We start from the raw sequence: 18802 nt of genomic DNA, 5'->3' as shown, positions 1-18802 counted from the left end.
GCGTCCAGTTTTTAAATAGGTCGGGTGTTGGCGAATTGGTATTCAGCCAGAGTCTTTTTCAGTGGCGAAATGTTACACCCTAAGGCGACAAACGCGAAGACTGTGTCAGGGAGCTTGGCAAGGACAGCTTCCGCTTCTACTTTGCTAGAAAATTCGGCAAAAACGCAAGATCCCGTCCCAGTCAATCTTGACGGCGCGTATTGTAGCAGCCATGAAAGTTGCTTATCAACCTCTGGGTACAGCATTCGGACAATTTTTTCGCAATCGTTTTCGTAAGGGTGTTCGAGAAGCGTTGCTAGCGCTCGTTTTGGCGTGTTCCTTATCAATTTTGGATGAGTGAAAATATCTTTCGTTGCAATGCTCACATTAGGCCGAACCACCAAATACCATTTTTGCTTTGGTTCGGTTTGGGTCAGTTTTTCACCTACGCCTTCAGCAAATGCGGCAAAGCCATGGACAAAAACGGGAACATCCGCCCCGAGTGTTAAACCGAGCGTAGCGAGTTCTTGCTGTGATAAATTGGTTTGCCATAAGTAGTTCAGTGCAACAAGCACGGTTGCAGCATTGGAAGAGCCGCCACCGATGCCACCGCCCATTGGCAAAACTTTATTTAATTCAATGCTCGCGCCATAGCGGCATCCACTTGCCTTTTGTAAGGCGATGGCCGCTTTCCAAATCAAGTTGTCTTGTAGCGCAACGCCAGCAATGGCTGGTGTGAGAGTTATTTCGCCAGACTGATTGGCGGTAATGGTTAACTCATCACCAAAATCGAGAAATTGAAACAGTGTCTGTAATTCATGATACCCGTCGGCTCTTTGCCCGGTGATGTACAGAAACAGGTTGAGCTTAGCGGGTGATGGCCAGTGGGTTGGGGTACAAATCATGGCGTTAGGGTCCACTTTGAAATGACGAGGTTTAATGAAACTTGATCTTGAGTCAGCTTCAGTTTGGCCGGAAGTGGCACTGAAGTGGAAGAAGCGGATGTTGAGACGAAGGGATAAGCTTGGTAGTTCAAATATTCCAAGTGCCAGCGGCTAAGCCCTAGCTGTTTATCTAACGATGCCAACAAATTATTTTGATTCAATTGAAAACCATCTGCCTCGGTTGGCAGCCCAAGCAGCCAATCTTGTAGCTGCTCAATGGGGATCGATAACCCAGTTAACTCGTAAACTAAAGCATCCGCATTCTGCGCATCGATAATTTGATCATCATACGTTTTGACCTGGGCGCCCTGAGGCGAGATGGAGAGATTTAAAACGGTCTGCCCTAAAAAGGTTGAGAGACGAAGCTGGCTATGGTCGGCGTTTTTTTGCCAATGAAAATTGAGGGATTGGCGCTGTTGTGGTGATATATAGCCGAGTTTTCCGCTGGCTTGGTACTCGCGGATCGTTTGCAATTGCTGTTGGTGTTGCTGCCAGCCGACGCTCTCGACCCTTGTTGAGGGTAAGTTTGTGCAACCAAAGAGTGTCAGCAGAGTGAGGAGAGTTAAAATCAGTCTATTTGCGCGTGTCATATCTGCCCATTATTTACACAGTGAAGGCCGTAAAAACGCCTCACTATATCATTGATATCACGAAGTCGGGAAAACAAATCCCTGTTGCCCTTTCATTAAAACAGGGCATCAAGTAAAATTCTGCTCCTATTTACATTTCCTGAACCGAGAAACCTCTATAGATGTCCTTGCTTGCTATTGGAATAAATCACAATACAGCGTCGGTAGAACTGCGAGAGAAAGTGGCGTTTGGTCCTGATAAATTATCAGAAGCCTTGCGACAACTTGCGTCCAGTTCCAGCGTTCAAGGTAGCGTTATTGTCTCTACCTGTAATCGCACGGAAATTTATTGTGATGTAAAATCATCGAGCAAAAGTAAGTTAATCGATTGGTTGTCTCAGTTCCATCATGTGAATCCAGAAGATCTTAAACCGAGTTTGTATGTACACGAAGAACAAGCCGCTATTCGTCATTTGATGCGAGTGGCTTGTGGTCTGGATTCACTGGTATTGGGTGAGCCGCAGATTTTAGGGCAGGTGAAGCAAGCCTATGCGGATGCTCGCGAGCATAACGCGGCTGATTCAGCGATTGAAAAACTGTTTCAAAAAGCATTCTCGGTAGCTAAACGTGTGCGCACCGAAACTGAAATAGGCGGCAGTGCGGTATCTGTGGCTTATGCTGCTTGTACGTTGGCAAAGCAGATCTTTGAATCACTCTCTGATTCAACGGTAATGTTGGTTGGGGCGGGTGAAACCATCGAACTGGTTGCGAAGCATTTAGCCAGCCATCGATGTAAACGCATGATAGTTGCCAACCGAACCCGCGAGCGAGCGATGGGGCTTGCACAGCAGTTTGACGCTGAAGTGATTGCACTCAATGAGATACCTGACTATCTCGCTCACGCGGATATCGTCATCAGTTCAACCGCCAGCCCACTGCCGATTATTGGCAAAGGGATGGTAGAAAGTGCGATAAAAGTGCGCCGCCATCAACCCATGTTACTGATTGATATTGCCGTGCCTCGTGATATTGAATCGCAGGTCGGTGATTTAAACGATGCCTATCTGTATACGGTTGATGATCTTCAGTCGATTGTAGACAGCAATATGGAACAGCGTAAAGTTGAAGCCATTCAAGCTGAAGCGATTGTCAGTGAAGAGAGCGCAGCCTTTATGAGCTGGATGCGTTCCTTGCAAGCGGTAGACAGCATCCGAGAATACCGTCAATCGGCCAACGAAATTCGTCAAGAATTGCTCAGTAAAAGCTTGCAGGCACTGGCTGCAGGGGGCGATCCTGAAAAAGTGTTACTTGAGTTAAGTAACAAACTCACCAATCGATTGATCCACACACCAACCCGAGCATTGCAAAGCGCTGCAGAGTTAGGTGAACCGGCTAAATTGGCCGTGATTAGACAAAGTTTGGGTCTTGACGACCCTCGATAATATCCGTCACTCCGAATTAAAGAAGAAACTATGAAAGCGTCGATTTTAGTTAAGCTTGAATCCCTTGTTGAGCGTTACGAAGAGGTTCAGCGCCTGCTTGGCGAGCCTACCGTAATTAGTGATCAAAACAAATTCCGTACTTTGTCAAAAGAGTACTCTCAGCTTGAGGAAGTAACTAAATGCTTCCAAGCTTACCAACAAGCGCAAGAGGATTTGGTTGCCGCAGAAGAGATGACCAAAGAAGAAGACGCCGAGATGCGTGAGATGGCTCAAGAGGAAATCAAAATAGCCAAAGCGACGATTGAACGTCTCACTGATGAATTGCAAATTCTGTTGCTACCAAAAGATCCGAACGATGATCGCAACTGCTTCTTAGAAATTCGTGCAGGGGCGGGCGGTGATGAGGCGGGTATTTTTGCTGGCGATCTGTTCCGTATGTATAGCCGTTATGCTGAGAAGATGAGCTGGCGTATCGAAATTATGTCCGCTAGTTATGCTGAGCATGGCGGCTATAAAGAAGTGATTGCTAAAGTGAGTGGTGATGGCGCTTACGGTGTGCTTAAGTTTGAATCAGGCGGTCACCGCGTACAGCGTGTTCCGGCCACGGAATCTCAAGGTCGTGTGCATACTTCCGCTTGTACCGTCGCGATCATGCCCGAAATTCCTGAAGCCGAAATTCCAGAAATTAAAGCTAGCGATCTGAAAATTGACACTTTCCGCTCATCGGGCGCGGGTGGTCAGCACGTAAACACCACCGACTCTGCGATCCGTATTACCCACTTACCAACAGGCACGGTAGTTGAGTGTCAGGACGAGCGTTCACAGCACAAAAACAAAGCCAAAGCGATGGCCGTATTGGCCGCTCGTATTGCACAAGCGGAAGAAGCGAAGCGCGCAGCCGAAGTGTCCGATACTCGTCGTAACCTACTGGGTTCTGGTGATCGTAGCGACCGTATTCGTACTTACAACTATCCGCAAGGTCGCGTTTCCGATCATCGTATTAACTTAACCATCTATCGTCTTAATGAAGTGATGGAAGGGGATCTGCAAAGCTTGATTGATCCAATCATTCAAGAATATCAAGCAGACCAACTTGCCGCTCTTGCCGATCAACACTGATCTCATGACGTTATCTCGTATTGATGATGCGTTGAAAGCCGCGATTGCTCAACTCCAAGAAGGCGGCAGTGATTCGCCTTCTGTGGATGCAGCGGTGCTGCTTTGCCATGTACTGGATAAACCACGTTCTTATCTGCTGACTTGGCCTGAAAAGACCTTAAGCGAAACGCAGTCGCGGCAATTTTGCTCGCTGATTACGCGTCGAGTGACGGGGGAGCCTGTGGCCTATTTGGTTGGGGAACGTGAGTTTTGGTCGCTGCCACTGAAAGTTTCGCCTTCGACATTAATTCCTCGGCCGGATACTGAACGTTTGGTTGAAATTGCGTTAGAAAAAAGCCAGCAGACGCAAGGGGATATTTTGGACTTAGGCACAGGAACTGGCGCGATAGCATTAGCGTTAGCGTCTGAGTTACCTGAACGTCATGTGGTTGGTATCGACTTACGCCCAGAAGCGCAAGCCTTAGCGTTGGAAAACGCGCAGCGTTTAACTATTACCAATGTCACATTTTTACAAGGTAGTTGGTTTGAACCTTTAAAGCTCGGTACAAAGTTTGCTTTAATTGTCTCCAATCCACCGTATATTGAAGAAAATGATCCCCATCTCACGCAGGGGGATGTACGTTTTGAGCCTTTAAGTGCGCTGGTGGCCAAAGACAAAGGCTTGGCTGACATTAAACACATTGCAGAGAATGCGCGTCACTATTTGCAGCAACAAGGCTGGCTGCTGTTTGAACATGGTTATGATCAAGGGGCGGCAGTCAGAGCGTTATTTGAGTCACTCGGCTATCACCACGTAGTGACAGAAAAGGATTATGCGGGTAATGACCGAGTGACACTGGGTCAATATTCGCACTCAGAAGAGAGAGCATCATGTACGAAGGATTAAAACATTTTCATCTACTGACCATTGCGGTCAGTGCACTATTGTTGTCGGTACGTTATGCCTTGATGATGATGGATTCCAAATGGCTGCAACACCCTTTTTTGAAACGTTTTCCTCATATTAACGATTCGCTGTTGTTGTTATCGGGTATCGCGTTGATTGTGATGTCTGGTTTTATCCCATTTACCCCAGCCGCACCTTGGTTAACTGAGAAGCTGACCTGTGTGATGGCGTACATTGCACTGGGCTTCTTTGCGCTCAAACTGGGCCGGAATAAGCTGTTGCGTACCTTTGCTTTTTTGGGCGCATTAGGTTGGCTTGCTATGGCGGGAAAAATCGCCATCGTAAAAACGGCTATGTTTTTAGGCTAACAGCATCCGAGCGGCATTATGTTTGAATGGTTCGATGAAGATTTTGATGCAATGGAATTGGTGGAAGGGGCGCTGATCTTAAACAAGGCCGTCAATCCTGAAACTGAGGATGAATGGGCACGCCAAGAGTTGGCCCGTTTGCTTACACAAGCAAAACACGAGTTAGCTAATGAACAGGATGAAAAACAGCGTTTCGAAGCGTTGTTGCATCTGTTTTACCAACAATGGGGTTTTCGCGGTGACAGAGAGGCTTATTTTGATTCACGTAATGCCTTTATCGATAAAGTGTTGCAGCACCGCAAAGGTATTCCCGTCAGTTTAGGTGCGCTGTTGCTCTATTTTGCGCGCAAGCTAGGCTTTCCTTTACAAGGTATTACCTTTCCCACACAGTTTTTATTGCAGTTGCATTGGTGTGATGAATCACCGATTTATATTAACCCTTTTACTGGTGAAATCGTCTCATTACATATACTGCAAGCGTGGTTAGTTGGGCATAAAGGGGTCTTGTCTAAGCTGAAATCGAGTCATTTGGAAGTGACAGATAATCCGACGGTGATCGGTCGTTGGCTGGCACTACTAAAGAGCGCACTATTAAGAGAAGAGCGTTATACCTTAGCGCTGCGTTGTACTGATTTAGCGCTGACTTTTGTTCCTGATGATCCGTATGAGATCCGCGATCGCGGCTTTATCTATCAGCAACTGGATTGTCACCAAATTGCCTTATCCGATTATCAATACTTTATTGATCATTGTCCGAATGATCCGGCGGCTGAGTTATTAAAAAATCAAGTTAATGCATTAAGCTTTGAAGCTATTACGCTGCATTAACCGCTAAATGAGAGAGAATAAAATGGAACAAAAAATCGTCCACGTGGGTGATATTCCCGTTGCTAACGACAAACCGTTTACTCTGTTTGCTGGAATGAACGTCCTTGAATCCCGTGATTTAGCGATGCAAATCTGTGAGCATTACGTGAAAGTGACCGATAAACTCGGCATCCCTTATGTGTTTAAAGCTTCTTTTGATAAAGCAAACCGCAGCTCTGTTCACTCTTATCGTGGCCCCGGCTTGGAAGAGGGAATGAAAATTTTCCAAGAGCTAAAAGAGACCTTTGGCGTCAAAATCATCACTGACGTGCACACAGAAGCTCAAGCTCAGCCTGTGTCTGAGGTGGTTGATGTGATTCAACTGCCAGCGTTTCTTGCTCGTCAAACTGACCTTGTCGAAGCGATGGCGAAAACAGGTGCAGTGATCAACGTGAAAAAACCACAATTTATGAGCCCTGGCCAAGTGGGCAATATCGTGGAAAAATTTGCAGAGTGCGGCAACGACAAAGTGATTTTGTGTGAACGTGGTGCTTGCCATGGCTATGATAATCTGGTCGTTGATATGTTGGGTTTTGGTGTGATGAAAAAAGTATCAAACGGCAGCCCAATTATTTTTGATGTGACCCACTCACTGCAAATGCGTGACCCTTCTGGCGCAGCTTCTGGTGGGCGTCGTGAACAGACAGTTGAGTTAGCAAAATCAGGTCTTGCTGCCGGGATTGCGGGCCTTTTTATTGAAGCGCATCCAAACCCAGATAAAGCGCGTTGCGATGGTCCATCGGCACTGCCTTTGGATAAACTTGAACCTTTCCTTGCACAAATGAAAGCGTTAGATGATTTGATCAAGAGCTTTGCTCATATCGATATCCGCTGATTTTTTGTTGGATCTATCACTCATGATTTGGCCACCGCAAGGTGGTCAAATTTTATCGAATGTTTCCCAAACCTGTTTATCTTGTCTAAGTGCTCACTTTTCCTTATTTTTTCGTGTTTAGGAAAGAAAACGATTGCCTGTGATCCATTAAAATTTCACGTGTAACCTGTGGCAACCGTTACATTTTTGAATTGATTTTATAGTGATCAATTCTACATAAATATGAAATCAATCTGTCACCTTTGAGATGTTAATTTAAACTGGGTCAAGTTTATTGGTATGGCTTGATTTTGTGTTTGCAACGTTGACCATGACCTCCCCCTCACAAGCAGTGGATTTTTCAAGTTCAAAGGTATGATAATGAAACAACGTCTTATTCTAAAAACAGCGCTCAGCGCGGCCATTCTTACAGCCCTTATGGGTTGCGCAACTCAACCCACTCATGAGTGGAAGGAAGATACGACTTATAAACTCACCGTGTTACACACTAATGACCACCACGGTCGTTTCTGGCAAAACAAATATGGCGAGTATGGTATGGCGGCACGTAAAACGCTGATCGACGATCTTCGCTCTGATATTGAAGCTGAAGGCGGCAGCGTACTGCTTCTTTCTGGTGGCGATATTAATACCGGAGTTCCTGAATCTGATCTACAAGATGCAGAGCCTGATTTTAAAGGTATGAGCAAGATTGGTTATGATGCGATGGCGTTAGGTAACCATGAATTCGATAACCCGCTCGAGGTTCTGTTTAAGCAAAAAGAGTGGGCGAATTTCCCAATGCTGTCGGCCAACATTTACGATAAAGCGACCGGAAAACGTCTATTCCAAGCCTACCAAATGTTTGATAAACAGGGCGTGAAAATAACGGTTATCGGTTTAACGACTGAAGATACCGCTAAAATCGGCAACCCTGAATATATTGGTGGTATTGAGTTTAGAGATCCAAAAGAAGAAGCGAAAAAACTGATCGCAGAAATTGAGAAAACGGAAAAGCCGGACCTTATTTTTGCCGTTACCCACATGGGCCATTATGAAAATGGTCAACGTGGTGTGAATGCACCAGGTGATGTTGCGCTTGCACGATACTTGGATGAAGGTTCTCTCGATATGATCGTCGGCGGCCACTCTCAAGAGCCTGTCTGCATGGAAGGCCCTAACGTGGTGAAGAAAAACTTCCATCCGGGAGATGAATGTAAGCCTGATATGCAAAACGGTACTTACATAGTGCAAGCGCATGAATGGGGTAAGTATGTTGGCCGTGCGGATTACGAATTCCGTAATGGTCAACTGAACATGGTGAGCTACAACCTGATCCCTGTAAACCTGAAGAAAAAGGTGAACGTGAATGGCGAGAGTAAGCGCGTACTGATTCAAGATCAAATCGCTGAAGATTCAGAAATGCTTAGCTTCTTGCGTCCATATCAAGAACAAGGCCAAGCGAAACTGAATGTGGTCATTGCACAAAGTAATGGCAAGTTAGAAGGGGATCGCAACGTTGTGCGTTTCCAACAAACCAATTTAGGTCGTTTGATTGCACTTTCTCATATGGAACGCGCAAAAGCCGACTTTGCGGTGATGAATTCTGGCGGCGTGCGTGATTCGATTGATGCAGGAAAAATCACTTATAAAGATGTGCTCAAAGTACAACCTTTTGCCAATATTCTCACTTATACCGATATGACCGGGGCTGAAGTGTTGGATTACCTCAATGAAGTGGCGACCAAACCTGTTGATTCTGGCGCTTATGTACAATTCGCGGGGATTTCGATGACAGTGGCCAATGGTAAGGTATCGAACGTCTTTATTGGTGATAAGCAGCTCCGTTTGGACGAAACGTATCGCTTCACCGTGCCTAGCTACAATGCAGCAGGTGGTGATGGTTATCCAAAAATCTCCGATCATCCAGGTTATGTGAATACGGGGTTTGTGGACGCGGAAGTATTAAAAGATTACCTCGAAGCACACAGTCCAATTGATGTGAACCAATATGCACCAGCAGGCGAAATTGTCTATAAGTGATAGCTCGATAAAGAGTTTGACTCATTGTGAGCAATCATTTTAACTAAAGGCGGTGCTTAGGCATCGCTTTTTTATTGGCACTAACGGTTACTTTGAGATAAGCACGATGACACCTGCGATTGATTTGGCGAAAAAGAAAAAAATTCCTCACACTCTCCATCAATATCAACATGATCCTAATCACAGCAGTTATGGTTTAGAAGCGGCTGAGGTTTTGGGACAAGATCCGAAAAAAGTGTTTAAAACACTGCTGTTTTGCTTAAATGGCGAGCCGAAAAATCTCGCTGTCGCGATTATTCCTGTTGATCAAAAATTAAACTTAAAGCGTGCGGCCAAAGCGGCTAAGTCGAAAAAAGCGGAAATGGCTAATCCAGACATAGCGCAAAAAACCACAGGTTATGTGGTCGGTGGTATTAGCCCGCTTGGGCAGAAAAAAGCACTACCGACCTTCATTCATCTCAGCGCAGAAGATCAATCGACCATCTGTGTCAGTGCAGGTAAGCGCGGTTTAGAGATTGAATTGGCACCGAGCGATCTTGCGTTATTAACGCGAGGTGAGTTTGTTGAATTGTGTCAAGAATAGAGAATGAAAATCCGGCCTCGATTGAGGCCGGATTGACTGGCAAAATTAGTTCTTCAGTTTGATCTCTTCTTCCATCTGGGCGTTATCCACCACATGGTTTTCTCCTAAGTCATTAGGAAGGATCAAGTTTAGAATAATGGCTACGATACCGCATAAGCTGACACCTTGTAGGCTAAACTCTCCAATACCAAAGGCCATGCCGCCGATACCAAACACTAATGTCACTGCCACAATCACTAAGTTACGAGACTTGTGAAGATCGACATGATTTTTAATCAGTGTGTTTAGGCCAACCGTTGCAATTGAACCGAACAGCAAAATCATAATGCCGCCCATTACGGGAATTGGAATGGTTTGTAGTAGCGCGCCCAGCTTACCAACCAATGCTAATACAATCGCGGTGATCGCAGCCCAAGTCATGATTACTGGATTAAAGGCTTTCGTCAGCATTACGGCACCCGTCACTTCGCTGTACGTAGTGTTTGGTGGCGCACCCAGCATCGAGGCTGCGATGGTGGCAACACCGTCACCCGCAATGGTGCGATGTAGCCCAGGTTTCTTGATGTAATCTTTTCCAGTGACGTTTGAGATCGCGAGCATATCGCCCACGTGTTCGACTGCCGGAGCAATTGCAACCGGGATCATGAACAAGATCGCGTTGATGTTGAATTCAGGGAAAGTGAAGTTCGGCATTGACAGCCAAGCCGCTTGCGTAACAGGAGTAAAATCCACTACACCAAAATAGAGGCCCAAAAGATAGCCTGCAAAAATACCGCCGCAGATCGGCAACAGTTTGAGAAAACCTTTGGCAAAAACGCTAATCGTGATGGTGGTTAACAGTGAAACGCAAGAGATCCACATCGCTACATCTGAGCTAATCAGTTGTACCGAACCATCTCCAGTTTTACCTAGCGCCATGTTTACAGCAACAGGCGCAAGGCCTAAGCCAATCACCATGATCACCGGGCCAACCACGACAGGAGGTAAAATTTTGTGGATGATTTCTACGCCACGGACTTTGATGATCGCTCCCAGTAGTATGTAGACAAAACCAGCGGCCACTAAACCGCCCATCGTCGAGGCAACGCCCCAAGTTTGGATGCCAAACATAATCGGTGCAATAAAGGCAAAAGAAGAAGCAAGAAAGATGGGGACAGAGCGGCGAGTAATAAGTTGGAATAAAAGGGTACCGACACCGGCGCCAAATAGTGCAACGTTAGGATCAAGCCCAGTTAACAGTGGGACAAGAACCAGCGCACCAAATGCGACGAAGAGCATCTGTGCGCCTTGGATGGCATTTTTCATCATGATTTCCCTGAAGCAAAATAAAAATTCGCGGGATTCTATCACTTTTGCAAACGATTGCCATTGAAACTAGATCAAATAAAGTCACAAATGTTGATGAAATTATCACCGAACTCTGCCGTGGATTCCTTGCCGCGGACCGGATAGTTGCTTATCATCGACGTTCACAAAACAGATCATAGGAACAGTATGCGCTATTTAGCTATGTTGGTGATGAGCTTACTCACTCTCCCTGCTTATGCCTTAACCAAGGTCGACTTATACCATACCGAAGTCGTGATTGATCAACAGCAAGACAATGCCGACGCGAATGCTCGTATCAAAGGGATGAGCGAAGTGATTGTTCGAGCTTCGGGTGATAGGAATGCGGTGAACAATGAGGTGATTAAAAAAGCCTTAAGGCAGAATTCGCAATATTTAGCGCAAATCAGTTATGGTCAAAATGGGGCGCAATCTTCGATTGTCATGGGGTTTAGCGCACCGCATATCCGCACATTATTAACTCAAGCTCAATTACCATTTTGGCCTGAAAACCGAGCTAATGTTTTAGTCTGGTTGATTGAAGAGTCAGGTTATGACCGCAGTATCGCTTGGGAGCATTCTGACACGAGTATGTTAAAACAGCTTAAAGGCGCGACTCAAACTCGCGGTTTGCCTATCACAGTGCCTGTGGGTGATTTTGATGATATTACCGGTGTGGAAGTATCGGATTTGTGGGGCGGTTTCGTACAGCCTATCAGCATGGCTAGCCAACGTTATCCAACCGATGCTGTATTGGTGGTCAGAGTGCAAAGTAATGGTGTGCGTTGGAGTTTGTATGATCAACCCGCCGCTCAAATGGCACAAGCCACGAAAGCGCCACTGTCTGGTCAAGCGTCTGGTGACGATGCCATTGAACAAATGGTCGATCAATTGAGTGATTACTATGCAAGAAAGAGCTCGGTTATCGTGGCCAGTGAATCCTCTTCTTCGCTGCTTGCTCGTTTTAGCCCGATTGATGATGCAATGGATTTCTTTACCTTGGAGAATAAGTTGAAGCGCTTAAGCTCTGTTGCTTCTTTGGACATTCTCAAGATTCAAGGTGAGGAAATCACTTTCGAAGTGCATTTGTTGGCTTCAGAGTCCGAGTTTGAGCAAGAAGTGCTGCGCATGGGCAAAGTCGCTAAAATTGATGACCCACAGCCAGAGAGTGTGCCAACACAGCTTACCCCAGCAGCAGAGGTTGATGATTCTGCTGTGGAGTCAGGCTCTTTGCAAGTCACACCTGAACCGTCATTATCTCAGGCCATCACTGAACCAGTGAAGCGAGTGCTCTCTTTTGAGTGGCAAGCGTAAAGTACTCAGTCACCTCTTGAACAAATGCTGAGATAATCAAAAAGAGCCCATCAGGGCTCTTTTTGTATGAGAAGAATAGGCAATCCTGTCATGGATTGACTCTATGGTTGATTATCGTGGGTAAAATTGGCTTTCTCTTGTTTTTCTACTTCAGATAGACGCTTGAGTTTCAGTCCGAGCTCTTTACCGCGATGGCGAGCATACAAGGTATTACCGACAAAAGCGGCAAATGTCAGTAGCAGTTCTACTACTGCTAACCAGCGCTCCCCTCCATCAGCATAAATCAGCGTTAACGCGTGTAGAAAGTAGAGCATTAAAACAAAGTTGGCCCAGGCGTGAGTGTAGGGTTTTCCGGCCAAAATTCCCGGTAATGGTAAAAGCAGTGGGATAACCCATGCAATGGCCAATGCAACATGATTAAGATGAGGGTGAGGAGAGAGCGAGAATTGCCATAAAACCACCCATATAATTAGGGATAAGTTACTCAGTAAAGCTAGCCATCGGTACTGCTTGGTGTTTGGCATCATTTCTGCCGTCATAATCTGTCCTTTAATCGGCTGGCTAGCATTGCCAGCCGTTTTCCTAAATTTTTAGCCAGTTCACTTTCGTGCGTAGTGAGTTGTGGCGAGTGTGTTGCGACATGGCTTGCACCATATGGCGTGCCTCCAGAGGTTGTGGTATGCAGTGTAGGCTCTGAATAAGGGATGCCAACGATTAGCATGCCATGATGCATCAGTGGTAGCATCATACTCTGTTGCGTACTCTCTTGGCCGCCATGCAAAGAGGATGAAGAAGTAAACACGCAAGCGGGTTTATCAATTAATGCGCCGCTAATCCATAGAGGGGTCGTTTGGTCCCAAAAGTGCTTCAGTGGCGCGGCCATATTGCCAAACCAGACTGGGCTGCCAAAAGCCAAACCATCACATTGCTTTAACTCATCCAGAGTCAGGTAGGGATCGGTCGTTTGCTCTGCATGATTGTCTAGCGCCGGAACGGTGCGCAAGAGCGCTGTCGCGCCTTGTGCTTCAATTCCGCGTGCGATTTGCCTTGCCAGTGCTTGCGTTGAACCGTGCCTGCTGTAATAAAGTACGACGACTTTAATACTCATAAAATCTCAAGTACTTGCTCTGGTGGACGGCCGTGGCGCGCTTTACCATTGGCGACAACAATGGGACGCTCAATCAACTTAGGGTGCGCGGCCATGGCTGAAAATAGTTGATCATCAGTAAGTGCATCATCACTTAGGCCAAGTTCTTTATAGAGATCTTCTTTGGTGCGCATCATATCACGAACCTGTTGTAGCCCGAGTTGAGCGTACAAGGTTTTCAACTGTTCGATGGTTGGCGCTTGGTCTAAATATTTGATGATCTGTGGCTTTAACTGGCGGTCTTCCAGCAGTGCCAGAGTTTCACGACTTTTTGAGCATTTAGGGTTGTGATAAATCACGACTGACATAACTTCTCCTCGTTGTATTGTGATTATTGGAGTGATAAGAATCGGTCTCGTTGCACCATCAATTGGTCAATGCGTGCATCGTAGCGAGCTTGTTCTAAGCTGCCAAGTTCGGCGAGTTGACTTGCTTGAGTGTAATATTGAATCGCTTTATTCCAATTAGCTTTGAGCGCTAAAAGCTCCGCTCGCGCGGCGAGATCTTCTTGGCTATTGCCAATGCCGATATTCGCTTCTGATAGCAAATGCCAGCCGTTGGTATCATTAGGGTTGTCATGGGTGTAGCGCTGCAATACCCGAATGGCATCAGACAATTTATCTTGTTTTAACAAGCTGTTGGCGTAGTTAATTGTTAAGGTTGGATTGTTCGGTTTCTGTTTAAGCGCCTTCTCGAGCAAGGTTTGGGCTTTGGCCGCTTGATTTAGAGCGATATCGAGATCGGCCATCGCATCAAGATAGAAATTGTTTGTTGGGTCTTGTGCAACCAGCTTTGATAAAATCGCTTCTGATTTATCAAATTGCTTGCTATCGAGATAAACCAAGGCTTTGCCATATTGGAAGGCAGGCGCGAGAGCTGCACTTTCTTTTTTCTCCGCACGCTTAAACCAATCAAGAGCGGCTTCATTATCAATCCCAGCATAGCGAGCAACAATTCGCGAGCGTGCTAAATGGTAATCCAATGAAGGTTGAAGGCGCATAGGCGGGTAGTGTTGGGCGCGCTCACGGCTGTCGGTAATACGATCTTCTGGCAGCGGATGGGTTAGTAACATCGGTGGCGGTTTACTAGCGTAACGATATTCATCAGCGAGGCGGCCAAAAAACCTTGGCATGGCTTGGGCATCAAACCCCGCTTTGGCTAGCGTTGCAATACCAAATCGGTCAGCCTCTTTTTCATTACTGCGCGTATAGTTTATTTGGCTTTGCATACTGCCTGCGGTGGTGGCGGTAATGGCGGCAATGCCCACTTCAGGTGCCGCAATGGCCAGTAACAAAGAGCCCGCCAATGCGGCGATTGTTGCTGGTGAGCGTCTGGCTTGGTCTTCCATACTGCGTGCTAAATGGCGCTGCGTGACGTGGGCAATTTCGTGCGAAAGAACCGAAGCGAGTTCGCTTTCTGTTTGTGCATGCAAAAACAACCCAGAGTGCAACGCAACATAACCGCCAAAGAAGGCAAACGCATTGATGTTGCGATCGCGGATCATAAAAAAGGTGAACGGCGTTTTTACATCGTTGGCATTGGCAACCAATTTATGCCCTAGGCTATCGATGTACTCGTTGATCACCGGATCATTGACGATAGGCTGGCTGTTACGCAGCATGCGCATATAAGCATCACCATAAATAAGCTCTTGATCAATCGTCAAGGTCGAACCTGCTACTGTCCCAATGTCCGGTAGCTCTATGGTGTCGGCATAGCTCAAGGAAGGGGCGTTTATCGCCACAGTAATACAGAGGCAAAGTAAGGATCGAGCGCGTTTAAACTTCATATTTGTCAGTGATATTCCGTGATCTTCTTGTCTGTATGACATTGAATGTGTGAATTGGTTTCCAACTCAAAATAACGGCCAAAAATTGTAGAGAGAGAAGAGTAAGCCAGCCGGTGTTTGAGTATCGATAAACACTGGCATGCCAGTCAAAACTCGATACAATGGCAGGCCTATATTAAGCATTGAGCAGAAGAATGGAACCAAATATTCTGGATTTACGCCAGCAGCGTTGTCCGATGGCTTTATTACTTGCGAAGCGTCACACTGTTCAATTGGTTTTGGGTGAGGTATTAGACATTTGGCTTAACGACGTCAGCTCAGGACAGGATATAGAAAAATATTTGTCTGCTCATGGCTTTCGTTGCCAGTGGAACACGTCACCCGGCTATTTTTGGCTAAAAGTAATTAAGGAACTCGATTAAATGTTTGAAATGGTAACTCGTTGGTATCAAAGACGCTTTTCTGATCCTCATGCCGTTAGTCTGGTTGCTATTCTGTTTTTTGGTTTTGTAACGATATATTTCTTCGGCCATTTGATTGCGCCGCTGCTTGTGGCCATTGTGCTGGCGTATTTACTTGAGTGGCCAGTAATGCAATTGCGCCGTTTTGGGCTTCCTAGGTCCGTTTCCGTAATTTTGGTGATTTTGCTATTTGTCGGTTTGATGCTGCTGGCTATCTTTGGTTTAGTACCAACCATTTGGAAACAGGTTGGTAATTTAATCAATGACATTCCTAACATGTATGCAGGGTTGCAAAGCTTCATTTTGAGTATTCCTGAACGTTACCCTGAACTCGATAACTTACAGATTGTTGAGTCGGTGATAAGCAATGCGAAGAACCAGGCTTTAGGTATGGGGGAAAGTGTCGTTAAAGGGTCACTTGCTTCTCTTGTGAGTTTGGCCACCTTGGGTGTCTATCTCATTTTAGTGCCGTTGCTGGTCTTCTTTTTATTGAAAGATAAGAATGAAATGCTGCGAATGACCAGTGGGTTATTGCCACGTAACCGTAAACTCGCGGCTAAAGTATGGCAAGAGATGAACCAACAAATCTCAAACTACATCCGTGGAAAAGTGTTAGAAATACTGATTGTTGGTAGTATCAGTTACGTCACTTTCGCCATTCTTGATTTACGTTATTCGGTGTTGCTTGCTGTGGCTGTGGGTCTATCGGTTTTGATCCCTTATATTGGCGCGGCCGCTGTGACGGTGCCAGTTGCCATTGTTGGTCTCTTCCAGTGGGGCATGACTCCGCCGTTTTACACATTATTAATTGCTTATGGCATCATCCAAGCTTTGGATGGCAACGTATTGGTTCCCGTTCTATTTTCTGAAGCCGTTAATCTACATCCCGTTGCTATCATTGTCGCGGTGTTAGTCTTTGGTGGGCTATGGGGGTTTTGGGGCGTATTTTTTGCAATTCCTCTTGCCACTCTAGTAAAAGCAGTATGGCATGCTTTGCCCAGCACTGATGAACCTGTTGTTGAGGCTGAATCACCCTAAAATCACTGAATTATAAATAAAAAATAGAGAGTAAACAGAATCTCTAAGGAAGCCTAAACCGTAATCGTTTTGGGCTTTTTTTTTGCCAAATAGTAAATATTGATTAGACTGAACTAAGTGGATGTGTAAAAAAGCTATAGATTTTTTGTAACTTGGCGATAACTAACTATAACCACAAAAATGATAATTAATTTGGCATCAATGAGGGATACTTATGAAGTTTAGCCAAAAAATAGTTGCAGCTTCTTCTGCACTTCTGCTTGTTACCGTCTCGCTTATTTCTATTCAGCAACTGAGCATTGTTCGCTCGGAAATAGAATCCCTAGTTACAAAAAGTCTGAATGAAATGGAAGCAGGGGTTAAAAACACCATTGTTTCTGAAATGGAAAGCAAAAAATCCTTAGCTCAGTCAATGACTGAGGTGATTGAGCTTGATCCGCTCAACCGGGATTACGTTAAAAACATTCTTGAAAAACCGAAGTTGAAAAAAAGCTTTTTAGCCATAGGGTTAGGGTATGAATCCGATGGTAAAGTGGTGGAGAATGATGACGGTTGGGAGCCAAGCGCTGATTACGATCCTCGCAAGCGCCCTTGGTTTGTGGATGCTAAAGCATCGAAAAAACTTATCGTTACAGCGCCGTATGTCGATATTTCTACCAAAAATGTGATCATTTCTATTGGTACGCCTATTTACGATCAAGGTCGATTCTCTGGTGCCATGTTCTACGATATGGAATTGACGGGTTTAGCTGAATTGGTGAACTCTATTAATTTATTCGATGCGGGTTACCTCTTTATCGTTTCAGGTGACGGAGCGACGATTGCTCACCCTGATACCAAAAATAATGGTGAGAAGTTATCGACTTATTTACCGCAAGTGACTCTGAAAGAGGGGGACCAACAGATTGAAATTGATGGTACCCATTATCTCGTCAGCTTCACTCATATTCCAAGTGAGAACTGGTACATCGGTGCGATTGTTGATGAATCCATCGCCTTCAATGCGATTGGCGTATTACGCAATAGCTCTATTATCTATACGTTAATTGGGCTTGTGTTGAGTGTGATTGGCTTGACGCTACTGATTAAAGTGTTAATGCGTCCATTAGGTGTGCTCAATGAAGCGATTCAAGATGTCGCCTCAGGGCAGGGGGATTTAACCAAACGCTTGGATACCAATACGGACCAAGAGTTTGCTCAACTCGCATCAGGGTTTAATACCTTTACTGAGACGCTGCAAAAGCAGATCACGCAATCAAAAGCGATTGGTGAAGAGATCATGCGTGGTACCGAGCTCACGGTGCAAGGTGCTCATGAGTCAGCAGAAGCGATGCGCACCCAGTTACAAGAGTTAGAGCAACTAGCCACTGCAATGCATGAAATGGCAGTGACATCGACAGAAGTTGCCAATAATGCGCAAGGTGCAGCAGCAGCGGCGAAAGAAGCCGATGAAGCAACGCAAGATGGTTCCAGTGTGGTCAGTGAAACGACATTGTCGATCGACAATTTATCGGCCCGCATTGACCAAGCGGTGGAAGAGGTGAAAGGCCTAGAGTCCGCGACGGCGAATATTGAAACTATTTTGAAAGTGATTAATGACATTGCTGATCAAACTAACTTGCTTGCCTTAAACGCGGCGATTGAAGCGGCTCGAGCGGGTGAATCTGGCCGTGGTTTTGCCGTTGTTGCTGATGAAGTGCGTACACTAGCTCAGCGCACTCAGCAATCGACCACCGAAATTCGCAGTATGATTGAGCAATTACAAGCAGGGGCGAGTTCCGTCTCTTCGGCTATGAATGAAAGTAAAACGACGGCTGTTGATGCGGTGAATAAAGCGAAAACGGCAAATTCGGCATTGAACCGTATTCGTGATGCGATACAAGTGATTTCGGACATGAATATCCAAATTGCCTCTGCGGCAGAAGAGCAAAGCCTTGTGGCTGAAGAGATCAACACCAATACAGTGAAGATTAAAGATTTGTCGACGCAAGTGGCACAATCTGCTGAAGAAGCCAATATCGCAATGCAGGTTCAAACGGAAAACGTTCGTGAGCAAGATGCTCTGCTCAATAAGTTCATTGTGTAATTACACATCAACTTTTGATTAGCCGTG

Annotated in this window: 19 protein-coding genes; 12 read left to right on the top strand and 7 right to left on the bottom strand. The window is 45.7% G+C overall.

Features of this window, described 5'->3' with window-relative positions; translation table 11 throughout:
- Positions 1 to 11: 11 nt before the first annotated feature.
- Both ispE and lolB read right to left on the bottom strand, forming a co-directional pair.
- Positions 12 to 884 carry a 4-(cytidine 5'-diphospho)-2-C-methyl-D-erythritol kinase gene (gene ispE / locus AACQ75_RS03200; protein WP_017048835.1) on the bottom strand — a complete coding sequence of 291 codons (873 nt, stop codon included), beginning with the start codon at positions 882 to 884 and terminating at the stop codon, positions 12 to 14.
- Positions 881 to 1513 carry a lipoprotein insertase outer membrane protein LolB gene (gene lolB, locus AACQ75_RS03195; RefSeq protein WP_017045762.1) on the bottom strand — a complete coding sequence of 211 codons (633 nt, stop codon included), beginning with the start codon at positions 1511 to 1513 and terminating at the stop codon, positions 881 to 883. Before lolB ends, ispE begins: the two co-directional genes overlap by 4 nt.
- Positions 1514 to 1674: 161 nt before the next feature.
- Between lolB and hemA the strand changes: the two genes are divergently transcribed.
- The 8 genes from hemA (at position 1675) to ybaK (ending at position 9614) form a co-directional block, all read left to right on the top strand.
- Positions 1675 to 2934 carry a glutamyl-tRNA reductase gene (gene hemA, locus AACQ75_RS03190; RefSeq protein ID WP_013856265.1) on the top strand — a complete coding sequence of 420 codons (1260 nt, stop codon included), beginning with the start codon at positions 1675 to 1677 and terminating at the stop codon, positions 2932 to 2934.
- Between the two features lie 30 nt (positions 2935 to 2964).
- Positions 2965 to 4053, top strand: coding sequence for a peptide chain release factor 1 (prfA, locus tag AACQ75_RS03185; RefSeq protein WP_013856266.1), 1089 nt, complete (start codon positions 2965 to 2967; stop codon positions 4051 to 4053).
- Between the two features lie 4 nt (positions 4054 to 4057).
- Complete coding sequence (gene prmC / locus AACQ75_RS03180; RefSeq protein WP_017045760.1) at positions 4058 to 4939, top strand: peptide chain release factor N(5)-glutamine methyltransferase; 882 nt, start codon at positions 4058 to 4060, stop codon at positions 4937 to 4939.
- Positions 4924 to 5307 (top strand): SirB2 family protein, encoded by a 384-nt coding sequence (locus tag AACQ75_RS03175; RefSeq protein ID WP_017047864.1) that lies wholly within the window; start codon positions 4924 to 4926, stop codon positions 5305 to 5307. The genes prmC and AACQ75_RS03175 overlap by 16 nt, the downstream gene beginning before the upstream one ends.
- Positions 5308 to 5325: 18 nt before the next feature.
- Positions 5326 to 6135, top strand: a complete 810-nt coding sequence (locus AACQ75_RS03170) for a SirB1 family protein (RefSeq protein WP_088732768.1) — start codon at positions 5326 to 5328, stop codon at positions 6133 to 6135.
- Between the two features lie 22 nt (positions 6136 to 6157).
- A complete protein-coding gene (kdsA, locus tag AACQ75_RS03165; RefSeq protein WP_026028071.1) occupies positions 6158 to 7009 on the top strand; it encodes a 3-deoxy-8-phosphooctulonate synthase in 852 nt (283 codons plus the stop codon).
- 360 nt (positions 7010 to 7369) lie between these two features.
- Positions 7370 to 9031: a bifunctional UDP-sugar hydrolase/5'-nucleotidase UshA gene (gene ushA / locus AACQ75_RS03160; RefSeq protein ID WP_170889493.1), complete on the top strand. Its 1662-nt coding sequence runs from the start codon at positions 7370 to 7372 to the stop codon at positions 9029 to 9031.
- Positions 9032 to 9137: 106 nt separating this feature from the next.
- A complete protein-coding gene (ybaK, locus tag AACQ75_RS03155) occupies positions 9138 to 9614 on the top strand; it encodes a Cys-tRNA(Pro) deacylase (RefSeq protein WP_026027304.1) in 477 nt (158 codons plus the stop codon).
- A gap of 45 nt (positions 9615 to 9659) precedes the next feature.
- On the opposite strand, the gene AACQ75_RS03150 is transcribed toward ybaK, so the two are convergent.
- Positions 9660 to 10919, bottom strand: a complete 1260-nt coding sequence (locus AACQ75_RS03150) for a uracil-xanthine permease family protein (RefSeq protein WP_010320498.1) — start codon at positions 10917 to 10919, stop codon at positions 9660 to 9662.
- 189 nt (positions 10920 to 11108) lie between these two features.
- On the opposite strand from AACQ75_RS03150, the gene AACQ75_RS03145 reads away from it, so the two are divergent.
- Entirely contained in the window at positions 11109 to 12254 is a 1146-nt protein-coding gene (locus tag AACQ75_RS03145) for a DUF2066 domain-containing protein (protein WP_026029006.1), read from the top strand.
- A gap of 101 nt (positions 12255 to 12355) precedes the next feature.
- Here the strand turns inward: AACQ75_RS03145 and AACQ75_RS03140 are convergent, their stop codons facing one another.
- From AACQ75_RS03140 to AACQ75_RS03125, 4 genes are read right to left on the bottom strand one after another with little or no spacing between them, the layout of a single operon-like run.
- Entirely contained in the window at positions 12356 to 12781 is a 426-nt protein-coding gene (locus AACQ75_RS03140) for a DUF2069 domain-containing protein (protein ID WP_445285774.1), read from the bottom strand.
- An 8-nt stretch (positions 12782 to 12789) separates the two neighbouring features.
- On the bottom strand, positions 12790 to 13362 hold the full coding sequence (gene wrbA, locus AACQ75_RS03135; RefSeq protein WP_013856276.1) for an NAD(P)H:quinone oxidoreductase: 573 nt from the start codon (positions 13360 to 13362) through the stop codon (positions 12790 to 12792).
- A complete protein-coding gene (gene arsC, locus AACQ75_RS03130; protein ID WP_017042768.1) occupies positions 13359 to 13709 on the bottom strand; it encodes an arsenate reductase (glutaredoxin) in 351 nt (116 codons plus the stop codon). The genes wrbA and arsC overlap by 4 nt, the downstream gene beginning before the upstream one ends.
- A 23-nt stretch (positions 13710 to 13732) precedes the next feature.
- The gene (locus AACQ75_RS03125; protein ID WP_026029005.1) at positions 13733 to 15190 is read right to left on the bottom strand and encodes a beta-barrel assembly-enhancing protease; all 1458 of its coding nucleotides are present in this window, start codon (positions 15188 to 15190) and stop codon (positions 13733 to 13735) included.
- Between the two features lie 194 nt (positions 15191 to 15384).
- Here AACQ75_RS03125 and AACQ75_RS03120 point away from each other — a divergent pair, with 194 nt between their 5' ends.
- The 3 genes from AACQ75_RS03120 (at position 15385) to AACQ75_RS03110 (ending at position 18775) form a co-directional block, all read left to right on the top strand.
- Complete coding sequence (locus AACQ75_RS03120; protein ID WP_017042766.1) at positions 15385 to 15612, top strand: sulfurtransferase TusA family protein; 228 nt, start codon at positions 15385 to 15387, stop codon at positions 15610 to 15612.
- Entirely contained in the window at positions 15613 to 16689 is a 1077-nt protein-coding gene (locus tag AACQ75_RS03115) for an AI-2E family transporter (RefSeq protein ID WP_017042765.1), read from the top strand.
- A 214-nt stretch (positions 16690 to 16903) separates the two neighbouring features.
- Positions 16904 to 18775: a methyl-accepting chemotaxis protein gene (locus AACQ75_RS03110; RefSeq protein WP_013856282.1), complete on the top strand. Its 1872-nt coding sequence runs from the start codon at positions 16904 to 16906 to the stop codon at positions 18773 to 18775.
- The last annotated feature ends 27 nt before the right edge of the window (positions 18776 to 18802 follow it).

The sequence above is a fragment of the Vibrio sp. B1-2 genome, assembly GCF_963888445.1.
GTDB lineage: Bacteria > Pseudomonadota > Gammaproteobacteria > Enterobacterales > Vibrionaceae > Vibrio > Vibrio anguillarum.
The sequence above is the reverse complement of the archived record's forward strand: the minus strand, read 5'-3'. Positions and strand labels throughout refer to the sequence as shown.

Bases quoted from the DNA above. Each gene is read 5' to 3' on its own strand.
- ispE (WP_017048835.1), bottom strand. From the start codon at position 884: ATGATTTGTACCCCAACCCACTGGCCATCACCCGCTAAGCTCAACCTG.
- lolB (WP_017045762.1), bottom strand. From the start codon at position 1,513: ATGACACGCGCAAATAGACTGATTTTAACTCTCCTCACTCTGCTGACA.
- hemA (WP_013856265.1), top strand. From the start codon at position 1,675: ATGTCCTTGCTTGCTATTGGAATAAATCACAATACAGCGTCGGTAGAA.
- prfA (WP_013856266.1), top strand. From the start codon at position 2,965: ATGAAAGCGTCGATTTTAGTTAAGCTTGAATCCCTTGTTGAGCGTTAC.
- prmC (WP_017045760.1), top strand. From the start codon at position 4,058: ATGACGTTATCTCGTATTGATGATGCGTTGAAAGCCGCGATTGCTCAA.
- AACQ75_RS03175 (WP_017047864.1), top strand. From the start codon at position 4,924: ATGTACGAAGGATTAAAACATTTTCATCTACTGACCATTGCGGTCAGT.
- AACQ75_RS03170 (WP_088732768.1), top strand. From the start codon at position 5,326: ATGTTTGAATGGTTCGATGAAGATTTTGATGCAATGGAATTGGTGGAA.
- kdsA (WP_026028071.1), top strand. From the start codon at position 6,158: ATGGAACAAAAAATCGTCCACGTGGGTGATATTCCCGTTGCTAACGAC.
- ushA (WP_170889493.1), top strand. From the start codon at position 7,370: ATGAAACAACGTCTTATTCTAAAAACAGCGCTCAGCGCGGCCATTCTT.
- ybaK (WP_026027304.1), top strand. From the start codon at position 9,138: ATGACACCTGCGATTGATTTGGCGAAAAAGAAAAAAATTCCTCACACT.
- AACQ75_RS03150 (WP_010320498.1), bottom strand. From the start codon at position 10,919: ATGAAAAATGCCATCCAAGGCGCACAGATGCTCTTCGTCGCATTTGGT.
- AACQ75_RS03145 (WP_026029006.1), top strand. From the start codon at position 11,109: ATGCGCTATTTAGCTATGTTGGTGATGAGCTTACTCACTCTCCCTGCT.
- AACQ75_RS03140 (WP_445285774.1), bottom strand. From the start codon at position 12,781: ATGATGCCAAACACCAAGCAGTACCGATGGCTAGCTTTACTGAGTAAC.
- wrbA (WP_013856276.1), bottom strand. From the start codon at position 13,362: ATGAGTATTAAAGTCGTCGTACTTTATTACAGCAGGCACGGTTCAACG.
- arsC (WP_017042768.1), bottom strand. From the start codon at position 13,709: ATGTCAGTCGTGATTTATCACAACCCTAAATGCTCAAAAAGTCGTGAA.
- AACQ75_RS03125 (WP_026029005.1), bottom strand. From the start codon at position 15,190: ATGAAGTTTAAACGCGCTCGATCCTTACTTTGCCTCTGTATTACTGTG.
- AACQ75_RS03120 (WP_017042766.1), top strand. From the start codon at position 15,385: ATGGAACCAAATATTCTGGATTTACGCCAGCAGCGTTGTCCGATGGCT.
- AACQ75_RS03115 (WP_017042765.1), top strand. From the start codon at position 15,613: ATGTTTGAAATGGTAACTCGTTGGTATCAAAGACGCTTTTCTGATCCT.
- AACQ75_RS03110 (WP_013856282.1), top strand. From the start codon at position 16,904: ATGAAGTTTAGCCAAAAAATAGTTGCAGCTTCTTCTGCACTTCTGCTT.